The following is a 9,616-nucleotide window of genomic DNA, read 5'->3' as shown; positions in this document are numbered from 1 at the left end:
GCGCCGCGACCGACGCCGGCCGCAGCGTGGGCGCGCGCCGGCCGCTGCTGGCGTCGGGGCCGCTGGACGTGCACCTGACCGCGACCCTCACGGCCAGCGCGCCGCACCAGCTGCGCCGGGGACGGACCGGGCCTGGCCTGCTACTCGAGACCACTGACCTGCGCGAGCATCGCCGCGAGGGACGCGAGTCCAACCTGGTCCTTTTCGTGGTGGACGCCAGCGGCTCGATGGCCGCGCGCCGCCGGATGGAGGCGGTCAAGGGCGCGGTCCTCTCCCTGCTGCTCGACGCCTACCAGCGGCGGGACAAGGTGGGCCTGGTCTGCTTCCGTGGCACGGGCGCGGAACTGCTGCTGCCGCCCACCTCGTCGGTAGAGGTGGCCGCCCGCAGGCTGGAGGCCATGCCCGCGGGCGGCAGGACCCCGCTCGCCGCCGGGCTCGCCGAAGCGCGCGCCACGCTGCGCCGCGAACGGCTGCGCGATCCGCTGCGCCGCCCGCTGCTCGTCGTGGTGACCGATGGCCGCCACACGGCAGGCGGCGAGCCGGGGACCGTCGCGGGGAACCTGCGCAGGGACGGCATCGCGTCGGTCGTCATCGACTGCGAGTCCGGGCCGGTCCGGCTGGGCCTGGCCGCCGTCCTGGCGCAGGCGCTCGGCGCCGAGTACCTGGGCCTCACCAGCCTGTCCGCCGGCGATTCGCCATCGGCGGGCCGGCCGGGCGCGGGGCTGTCCGCGGAAAAGCTTGCCGACTCGGTCCGCGACCGGCGGGCCGGCAACGCCGGCAGGCCAGGCAGGAAGGTGGCCTGAACGATGCCCCAGGGGAAGCCAGAGACCGTCCCTGACGACGGGCTGACCACGAAGCAGCGCAGGAACCGGCCGCTGCTCATCGTGCACACCGGCGCGATGAAGGGGAAGTCGACCGCCGCGTTCGGCATGGCGCTGCGCGGCTGGAACCAGGGCTGGAGCATCGGGGTCTACCAGTTCGTGAAGAGCGCGAAGTGGCGGGTGGGCGAGGAGGCCGCCTTCCTCGCGCTGGGCCGACTGCACGAGCAGACCGGCGAGGGCGGCGAGGTCGCCTGGCAGAAGATGGGCGAGGGCTGGTCATGGATCCAGCGCGGCGACCCCGAGGACCACGCCGCGAACGCCCGCGAGGGCTGGGCGCAGATCAAGCGCGACCTGGCCGCCGAGCGGTTCGGCATGTACGTCCTCGACGAGTTCACCTACCCGATCAAGTGGGGCTGGATCGACGTCGCCGACGTCGTGGCGACGCTCACGCAGCGCCCCGGCCACCAGCACGTGGTGATCACCGGCCGGGACGCGCACCCGGACCTGGTCGACGCCGCGGACCTGGTCGTGGAGATGACGAAGATCAAGCACCCGATGGACGCCGGCCAGAAGGGCCAGCGCGGCATCGAATGGTGACCCGACGGACGGTCAGCGGCGCATGCTGACGATCCCGCGCGTCGTCATCGCGGCGCCCGGCAGCGGTCACGGCAAGACATCCGTCGCGACCGGGCTGCTCGGCGCGCTGCGCAAGCGCGGCCTTGCCGTCTCCCCCCACAAGGTCGGCCCGGACTACATCGACCCGGGCTACCACGCGCTTGCCGCGGGACGGCCCGGCCGCAACCTCGACCCGTGGCTGGTCGGCGAGGACCAGATCGCGGCGATGTTCATCCGCGGCGCGACCACCCCGCAGCCCGCGGACATCGCGGTCATCGAGGGCGTGATGGGGCTGTTCGACGGGGCGTCAAGCCGCGGGGACTTCGCGTCGACCGCGCACGTGGCCCGGCTGCTGCGGGCGCCTGTCATCCTCGTGGTCGACGCGGAAGGTACCAGCGCGTCGGCCGCCGCCCTGCTGTATGGCTTCGCGTCCTACGACCCGGGGACCCGCATCGGCGGCGTGATCTTCAACAAGGCCGGCTCGGAACACCACGGGCGGCTGCTCCGCGACGCGGCCGACACCGTCGGCGTCCCGGTCCTCGGCGTCATCCACCGCCGCGATCAGGCCGCCGTCCCCTCCCGGCACCTCGGGCTCATCCCCGCCCCTGAGCTGGGCGGCCCAGCCGCAAGCGCGGTCACCGCGCTCACCGCCATCGTCGCGGCCGACGTGGACCTGGACGCGGTGATCCGGCTGGCCCGCACCGCGGGGCCGCTCCGGGAAAACCAGGAATATTCCGCAGAACGAACCGGGCCGCCTGTCCCCCGGCCCCGCATCGCGTTCGCGGCCGGGCCCGCGTTCACGTTCGGCTACGCCGAGCACCCCGAACTGCTCACCGCCGCCGGCGCCGACGTCGTGACGTTCGACCCGCTGCGGGACGAGCAGCTCCCCGGCGACGTGGACGCCCTGGTCATCGGCGGCGGCTTCCCCGAGGAGCACGCCGCGGACCTGTCCGCCAACGCGCGGCTGCGGGCACGGGTCGCGTCGCTGGCCCGCTCGGGCGCCCCCGTCATCGCCGAATGCGCCGGCCTGCTGTACCTGGCCCGGTCACTGGACGGGCACCCGATGTGCGGCGTGCTCGACGCCAGCGCCGCGATGACCGGCAGGCTCACCCTCGGCTACCGCGACGCCGTCGCCGCCGCCACGTCACCGCTCGCGCCGGCCGGGACACGCGTGCACGGGCACGAGTTCCACCGGACCACCATCCAGACCCCGGGCCAGGCCATCGGCGCGTGGCACTGGAGGCAATCGGGCACCACCGTCACCGAAGGCTTCGTCCGCGGCCAGGTACACGCCTCCTACCTGCACACACACTGGAACGGCATCCCCGGCGCGGCCGCCCGCATCACGGCCGCCGCCCGCGAGTACCGCAAGGCCAGGATCTAGGGCTCGCGACCTCTGCTGACGAACCCGGGCCTGCTGCACCCCAAGCCCGCCGCCTGAGGCGTAGGACCGGCCGGCGCACCTATCCTGGCGTGGTGCATAAGACCGCAGGGCAGCGTGATCCGGCCGCGGCGTTCCCGCTAGCGCATGGCCGCGATGACGCTGGTGAGCGCCGGCAAGCAAATCGCGCGGTGGCGGTCAGTGCGGTGGGGCTGGCCGCCACTGGCCTGGTCGAGTTGCTGCTGGCGGTGGTGACCGGCTCGGTCGGACTGCTTGGCGACGCGATTCACAACCTGTCCGACGTTTCGACCAGTGCCGTCGTGTTCCTCGGGTTCCGGCTGTCTCGCCGTCTGCCGTCTGAGCGGTATCCGTACGGCCTGGAGCGGGCGGAAGACCTGGCTGGCATCGGTATCGCGGTGGTCGTCTGGGCCAGCGCGGTCTTCGCTGGCTATGAGAGCGTCCGCAAGCTCATCGAGCACGGGCACACTGACCACATTGCCGCGGGCATCGCCGGGGCCATGTTGGGCATCGCCGGCAACCAGATCGTCGCGCGGTACAAGCTGAGCGTCGGCAAGCGCATCAATTCGGGAACTCTCATCGCCGACGCGCGGCATTCCTGGCTCGATGCGCTCTCGTCGGCGGGGGCGCTGGCGGGACTGGTCGCGGTCGCCCTGGGCCAGCCCTGGGGGGATGCGGTGGCCGGAATCGCCGTGACCGGCTTCATCTGCCATGTGGGCTACGAGGTCACCCGCGATGTCGTACATCGGCTCGCGGACGGCGTTGATCCGGAGATAGTGACCGTGGCCGAGGAGGCTTCCGGCTCGGTGCCCGGTGTCGTCCATGCCCACGCCCGGGCCCGCTGGACTGGCCGCACGCTGCGGGTCGAGATAGAAGGCTGGGTGAACCCTGAACTGACTGCCCGCGAATGCGACGCGATAGGGCACCTGGTCGCCGATCAGGTCTCCCGGCGGGTCCCGGCAGCTGGCAGCCTTACCTGGATCGCCCGTGCAGGGCCGGCCGACCCGGGTTGCTGATGACCAGGCGGTCCTGACGGGCGCGCGTTGCGGTGGAGTACCAGGTCATCGTGTTCCCGGCCCGCGCTTGTCGGCGCGGGGAGCTCGCTGTGGATCACCCGCCGCCCTGTGCCGTGCCGGGTGCGTGGGCAGCGAGGTGCAGGCTCAGCTCGGCCGCGACCACGTCGGCCGACCGGTCCTCATAGCGTGCGAGCAGCGTGATCGCCAGGTCGGCGAGAACCAGGAACCCGGCGGCCTTCCTGGCGTCGCTGAGGCCGTCGAGCAGCGCGTCGGCACTGGCGAGGTCGCCGCGGTGCCGGGCCGCGATGATGCCCGCGCCGACCTGCGCGGCCTCGGCCGCGGCGAGGAAGGCGGCCGCCGGGTCGGCGTTCATGGCACCAGGAGGGATGCCTGGGCAGAGGTCCGGGCCGCCTGGTAGCGGGTGGCGACGTCGGCCCAGTTGACCCGGCTCCACAGCCTGCTCACGTAGTCCGGGCGGACGTTGTGGTACTGGAGGTAGTAGGCGTGCTCCCAGGCGTCGAAGACCAGCAGCGGGATGCTGCCCTGCCCGACGTTGCCGTGGTGGTCATAAAGCTGCTCGATGATCAGGCGGCCGGAGACCGGCTCGAAGCCGAGGACGCCCCAGCCGGAGCCCTGCACGCCGGTCGTCGCGGACGACAGCCGCTTCGCGAACGCCTCGAAGGAGCCGAAGTGCTCTGTGATCGCGTCGGCGAGTTCGCCGTCCGGGCGGTCGCCGCCATCGGGGGAGAGGTTCTTCCAGAAGATCGAGTGCAGGATGTGCCCGGACAGGTTGAACGCCAGTGTCTTCTCCAGGCCAACCGTCACGACCGGGCCTGCCGTCTCACCGGCCTCGGCGATCTGGTCCAGGGTGTCGTTGGCGCCCTTCACATACGCGGCGTGGTGCTTGTCGTGGTGCAGTTCCATGATCTGCCCGGTCAGCGCCGGCTCCAGCGCGCTGTAGTCATAGGGCAGGTCGGGAAGGGTGTAAACAGCCATGGCAGCTCCTTCGTCGTACCGGCTAGGTCGTTGCTCCTGCTTTATATCCGCAGGCGCATATTAAAGTTACTTGCGATTAATTCGCAATCATACAGACGGCGCTCCTGCGAACTCATGCAGGTGGCCGTTCTGTGCTTGCGACACTCAGCTACCGCAATAGCGAGCATTTGCAACTGCATGCATTTGCTATATGCTGCCTGCGTGGCCAGCGAAGCAGCCGATGTGGCGGCCGAGCGCGCCAACCGCGAGGCGATCGAGGACGTGCTCGCCCTGGTGCGCAGGAATGGCGGGCGGGCGACCCCTGCCCGCAGGCTGCTGCTGAACGCGCTGTTCGGAAACCGGGACCACCGCAGCGCCGAGGAACTCGCGGCCGAGGTGCACGACCGCGCACCCGACGTGCATCTGTCCACCATCTACCGGAATCTCGAGGAACTCGAGCGGCTCGGCGTCATCGACAGCACCAGGCTCGGGAGCGGTCCCGCGACCTACCACCTTGCCTCGGCAGCACACGGGCACTTGGTCTGCGAGCAGTGCGCTAGCATGATCGAGGTGCCGGACGAGATCTTCGCCGACCTCGTCCGGGTCGCCGGGACCGAGTACGGGTTCGCGATCAACCCGCACCGCTTCGCCGTCACCGGCCGCTGCGCCAACTGCCAGGCCAGGGCCTGACCAAGTCCGCTACTGCCATGCTGTTGCAGATGACTTACGCCCGCATTAACGTTGCCGACATGGGAAGCGCAGACGATACCGACGGCGGGAAGACCGAGACCGATGTCATAGCCGACATCCGCGGCTTCTGGGACGTGGACGCGGCGACGTACGACAACTCGCCTTCGCACTACCCGCAGCGACCGCAGGAGCAGGCGGCGTGGGCGGCCACCTTGCGCCGGCTGTTGCCCGACCCGCCCGCCACGGTGCTGGACATGGGCGCTGGCACCGGGTTCCTGTCGCTGCTGCTCGCGGCTCAGGGGTACGAGGTGACGGCCGCGGACATCTCGACGGGCATGCTCGCGCGGCTGCGCGAGAAGGCCGCGGCGCTGCAGCTTTCCATCCGGATCGCGGAGACGGACGCCGCGCACCCGCCGGAGGGGGATTTCGCCGCGGTCGTCGAACGGCACCTGTTGTGGACGCTGCCCGACCCGGCGGGCACGCTCGCGGCATGGCGTACTGCCGCCCCGGCAGGCCGCCTGGTCCTGATCGAGGGCAGCTGGAGCGGGCGCGGCACCTCCGCCCCGGACCTGCTACGGCACCATGCCCGCGCCCTGGCCGACCTGATCAGGCGGCCGGAGCCGGACCATCATGGCCATTACAGCGGGCGCATACGCGCGGCGCTGCCCTATCAGGCGGGACCGACACCGAACGAGGTGGTCGCACTGGTCGAGGCCAGCCCCTGGGGGCGGGCGCGGCTCGAGCGGCTGCGCGACGTGGAGTGGGCGGTGACCGCGGGCAGGGGGCTGCTGGACGGCCTGCTCGGAACCCATCCCCGCTGGGCCGTGATCGCGGGCAGCTGACCGGCGGCGGCCCCCCGCCGGCCCGGCTGACCGCCCCCCGCCGGCCTGGCTGACCGCCCCCCGCCGCCGCCGCTGGGCCCTTTGACCGCAATAAATGAGTACTTGCGACTTATATGCAACTGAGTTAGCGTGCCATCAAGCGCGGGACCTGCTGCGCAGGCGATCAAGGAGTGAGGCCATGACCGCTCAGAGCACGGCACTGCCGACCAGCCTGGGCATGCGGAAGATGTTCCGGCAGTCGTTCCAGACGATGACCCGGACGGAGAAGCTGCGGGTGAGCGGGATGTACGCCTCGATCCTGCTGCTGCACGCGATCGGGTTCGCGGTGTTCATCGCGTACGTGCTGCCCGCCCACTACAAGCTGTTCGGCATCGGGCTGAGCGTCACCGCCTACACACTCGGCCTGCGGCACGCGTTCGACGCCGACCACATCTCGGCGATCGACAACACCACCCGCAAGGTGATGAACGAGCGGGTCGGCACCGACAAGCCGCGCCCGTTCTCCTTCGGCTACTTCTTCTCCCTTGGGCACTCTACGATCGTGATCGCGATGGGCGTGGGGATCATCATCGCGGAGAAGACGGTGCTGCCGGCGGTGACGCACAGCAACTCGGGGCTTGAGTCGTTCGGCGGGACGTTCGGGACGATCGTGTCCGCGGCGTTCCTGTTCCTGATCGGCCTGCTCAACCTGGTCATCCTGGCCGGGATCGTCAAGGTGTTCCGGTCCATGCGGCGCGGGGAGTACAACGAGGCTGAGCTGGAGCGGCAGCTGGAAAACCGCGGGTTCTTCTACCGGTTCTTCGGCCGCTGGATGAAGGTCATCGACAAGGAATGGCAGATGTACCCGGTCGGGGTGGTGTTCGGCATGGGCTTCGACACCGCCACAGAAGTACTGCTGCTGACCACCACCGCGTACCTGGCCTCCGAGCACATCCCGTGGCAGGCGGTCATCGCGCTGCCGATCCTGTTCACCGCCGGCATGTCGCTGATGGACACCACCGACGGCATGTTCATGAACATGGCCTACGGCTGGGCGTTCTTCAACCCGGTCCGCAAGGTCTACTACAACCTGGCCATCACCGGCCTGTCCGTCGCCATCTGCTTCTTCATCGGCGGCATCGAGACCCTCGGCCTGATCCCGCAGGACTTCCCCAATAGCTTCAGCCAGAGCGGCGGTTTCTGGGGCTTCATGTACAACTTCAACATCAACACGGCCGGCTTCGTCATCGTCGGCATGTTCATTGTCACCTGGGCGGCGGCGATGCTCATCTGGCGGTACGCCCACATCGAGGAGAAATGGAGCGCCCGCCTGCAGGGTCCGGGAGGCGCGGAAACGCCGCTCTCGCCGCCGTGGGCCGGAGCCGAAGCCGAAGCCGCCGACTGAGGCGGGCCACCCGGTCCTGGGGTATGTGCGGACTGTTACGTTTGCCCGGGTTCTGTTCCTGAGCCTGGGATGTCCGGCCGCCAGTGCTGCAACTCGTCCCGCGACTTCTCCAGGCCCAGCTCCTCCAGCGGAGCGCCCTGCCCAGTGCGCAGATGGCGTAGCACCGTGGCCATGAATTCATCCATCGCCGCCATGACCTTCTCCGCGGTGGTGGGGTCCGGCTTGTCAGCTGTCATAGGGACAGCTTGGCATGGCACCAAATTGACCTTGGTTCCCAAGGACCCCACTACTATCGGCCTCTTACCCCCGGCCTCCTACTCTCGGAGCTTGCCGAGGATGCGGGCCAGTTCGGCGCGGTCGGCAGGGCTGAGGCGGCCGAAGACCCGCGGCGGCAGCCCACGGAGGTGGGTAGACCCAGGCCGACGGCCGGGCCCCGACGGGAAGTTAAGGGGCTGCGCCGCCGCTCCCTCGCGCATGTCATCTGGTCAGGTGAAAGATGATGTGCGGGTGAGCGGTGTGGCGGGGGTGTGACAGGCTGGCTTGGAGCCAGGACGGCTGTCCGGCGACGATCTCAGATAGTGGGACGGTTTCTGACACATAGGACCCCAGCGGCAGATCTTTCGTCCGTATTATGGCGTTTTGTCCCAGCGGCCCGGGTCCTATGTTGACCGCTCGGCCCGGCTCGCGCCTGTCTGGGGTGGTTTGGCGCTATCAGGCGGGGCGGCAGGCGCGTGCGGGCCCGCGGCGATGAGTTCCAGGATGCGAGCAGGAGGCAGGTGCTGCTCGGTGATCCGCACGCCGAAGGGCGAGAGCGCGTCCTCGATCGCGTTGACCACCGTGGGCGGTGCGACGATCATGCCGCCCTCGCCCACGCCGCGGAAGTTGACGTCAGCGTCGAGCGGCACGGTCTCGAGGTGCTCTATCTCGATGCGGGGAACGTCGCAGGCGGTCGGCATCAGGTAATCCATGAACGTGGCTGACTGGAAGTTACCGTCCTCGCCGTAAGCCGATCGTTCGAGCAGCACCGCGCCGATGCCCTGCGCGATGCCGCCTCGGATCTGGCCCTCGACGACGGCAGGATTGATCAGTGCGCCGCAGTCCTCGACGGCGACGTACCGCTCCACCTTCACGATGCCTGTCTCGACGTCGACGTCCACGATCGCGCAGTGAGTGCCGCCGGACCAGCCGCCCTCGCCGCCGTCGTAGGTGGCCTCGACCTCGAATCCGGTGTCGGAGTCGGCACCGGACTCCCCGGACGCCGCCCGCCGCGCGACCTCGCTGACGGCAATGGCGCTGGCCGGGTCGCCGCGCACCCAGACCTCGCCGTCGGTGATCAGCAGGTCCTGGGCGCTGACCTCCATCATGTCCGCCGCGAAATCGAGCACCTTGGCCTTGAGCTGCCGGGCGCCGTGCAGCGCCACGCCGCCGGTCATGGTGGCCGACCGGCTGCCGCCCGTCAGCCCGAACGGGACGACGGCGCTGTCGCCGACCACGACGCGGACCTGCTCGAACGGGACGCCGAACTCGTCGGCGGCGATCTGGGCCAGCGTCGTCTGGTGGCTCTGGCCGTGCGGCATCTGCCCGGTGAACAGCACGACGATGCCGTCCTCCTCCAGCCGCAGGCGCATGGACTCCATGCCGAGCCCGCCCTCGGGCCCGCGCGGGCCCGGGGCGGCCTCGATGAACGTCGCCATCCCGATGCCGAGGTAGCGGCCCTGCTCCCGTGCCTGCGCCTGCCGCCGCCGGAACGAGGGATAGTCCACGAGCTGGGCGACCCGCTCCAGTGACTCCCTCGTCGTGACCCCCACTAGCGGACGCCCGGTGATCATCATCATCGGCGGATCGGTCCGCGGGGCGACGTTGCGCAGCCGGAT

11 protein-coding genes are annotated in these 9,616 nt (G+C 70.1%); 7 read left to right on the top strand and 4 right to left on the bottom strand.

The genetic code is table 11. The features are described from left to right. From Q1N79_RS08830 to Q1N79_RS08815, 4 genes are all read left to right on the top strand, one after another. Positions 1-803: VWA domain-containing protein (locus Q1N79_RS08830; protein ID WP_300606620.1), on the top strand; the 803-nt coding region annotated here is incomplete at its 5' end. A 3-nt stretch (positions 804-806) separates the two neighbouring features. Continuing rightward, entirely contained in the window at positions 807-1,418 is a 612-nt protein-coding gene (cobO, locus tag Q1N79_RS08825; protein WP_300606617.1) for a cob(I)yrinic acid a,c-diamide adenosyltransferase, read from the top strand. A 22-nt stretch (positions 1,419-1,440) separates the two neighbouring features. Next, on the top strand, positions 1,441-2,820 hold the full coding sequence (locus Q1N79_RS08820; protein ID WP_300606614.1) for a cobyrinate a,c-diamide synthase: 1,380 nt from the start codon (positions 1,441-1,443) through the stop codon (positions 2,818-2,820). A 92-nt stretch (positions 2,821-2,912) separates the two neighbouring features. Beyond that, positions 2,913-3,851, top strand: coding sequence for a cation diffusion facilitator family transporter (locus Q1N79_RS08815; protein ID WP_300606611.1), 939 nt, complete (start codon positions 2,913-2,915; stop codon positions 3,849-3,851). A 94-nt stretch (positions 3,852-3,945) separates the two neighbouring features. On the opposite strand, the gene Q1N79_RS08810 is transcribed toward Q1N79_RS08815, so the two are convergent. Then, positions 3,946-4,224 (bottom strand): hypothetical protein, encoded by a 279-nt coding sequence (locus Q1N79_RS08810; protein ID WP_300606609.1) that lies wholly within the window; start codon positions 4,222-4,224, stop codon positions 3,946-3,948. Further along, complete coding sequence (locus Q1N79_RS08805) at positions 4,221-4,847, bottom strand: superoxide dismutase (protein WP_300606606.1); 627 nt, start codon at positions 4,845-4,847, stop codon at positions 4,221-4,223. Before Q1N79_RS08805 ends, Q1N79_RS08810 begins: the two co-directional genes overlap by 4 nt. Before the next feature lie 201 nt (positions 4,848-5,048). Here Q1N79_RS08805 and Q1N79_RS08800 point away from each other — a divergent pair, with 201 nt between their 5' ends. From Q1N79_RS08800 to Q1N79_RS08790, 3 genes are all read left to right on the top strand, one after another. Next, positions 5,049-5,516: a Fur family transcriptional regulator gene (locus tag Q1N79_RS08800; protein WP_300606603.1), complete on the top strand. Its 468-nt coding sequence runs from the start codon at positions 5,049-5,051 to the stop codon at positions 5,514-5,516. 59 nt (positions 5,517-5,575) lie between these two features. Then, positions 5,576-6,358: a class I SAM-dependent methyltransferase gene (locus Q1N79_RS08795; RefSeq protein ID WP_300606600.1), complete on the top strand. Its 783-nt coding sequence runs from the start codon at positions 5,576-5,578 to the stop codon at positions 6,356-6,358. Positions 6,359-6,536: 178 nt separating this feature from the next. After that, on the top strand, positions 6,537-7,742 hold the full coding sequence (locus Q1N79_RS08790) for a HoxN/HupN/NixA family nickel/cobalt transporter (RefSeq protein WP_300606597.1): 1,206 nt from the start codon (positions 6,537-6,539) through the stop codon (positions 7,740-7,742). A 35-nt stretch (positions 7,743-7,777) separates the two neighbouring features. Here the strand turns inward: Q1N79_RS08790 and Q1N79_RS08785 are convergent, their stop codons facing one another. Together Q1N79_RS08785 and Q1N79_RS08780 are read right to left on the bottom strand one after the other, a co-directional pair. Further along, entirely contained in the window at positions 7,778-7,978 is a 201-nt protein-coding gene (locus Q1N79_RS08785; protein WP_300606594.1) for a hypothetical protein, read from the bottom strand. 423 nt (positions 7,979-8,401) lie between these two features. Next, the coding region (locus tag Q1N79_RS08780; RefSeq protein ID WP_300606592.1) for a molybdopterin cofactor-binding domain-containing protein at positions 8,402-9,616 on the bottom strand (1,215 nt) is incomplete at its 5' end.

It is taken from the genome of Trebonia sp., from assembly GCF_030042015.1.
Lineage (GTDB): Bacteria > Actinomycetota > Actinomycetes > Streptosporangiales > Streptosporangiaceae > Trebonia.
The sequence above is the reverse complement of the archived record's forward strand: the minus strand, read 5'-3'. Positions and strand labels throughout refer to the sequence as shown.

Excerpts from the sequence above, each read along its gene's own strand:
- cobO (WP_300606617.1), top strand. The coding sequence starts at position 807 with ATGCCCCAGGGGAAGCCAGAGACCGTCCCTGACGACGGGCTGACCACG.
- Q1N79_RS08790 (WP_300606597.1), top strand. The coding sequence starts at position 6,537 with ATGACCGCTCAGAGCACGGCACTGCCGACCAGCCTGGGCATGCGGAAG.
- Q1N79_RS08810 (WP_300606609.1), bottom strand. The coding sequence starts at position 4,224 with ATGAACGCCGACCCGGCGGCCGCCTTCCTCGCCGCGGCCGAGGCCGCG.
- Q1N79_RS08805 (WP_300606606.1), bottom strand. The coding sequence starts at position 4,847 with ATGGCTGTTTACACCCTTCCCGACCTGCCCTATGACTACAGCGCGCTG.
- Q1N79_RS08785 (WP_300606594.1), bottom strand. The coding sequence starts at position 7,978 with ATGACAGCTGACAAGCCGGACCCCACCACCGCGGAGAAGGTCATGGCG.
- Q1N79_RS08795 (WP_300606600.1), top strand. The coding sequence starts at position 5,576 with ATGGGAAGCGCAGACGATACCGACGGCGGGAAGACCGAGACCGATGTC.
- Q1N79_RS08820 (WP_300606614.1), top strand. The coding sequence starts at position 1,441 with ATGCTGACGATCCCGCGCGTCGTCATCGCGGCGCCCGGCAGCGGTCAC.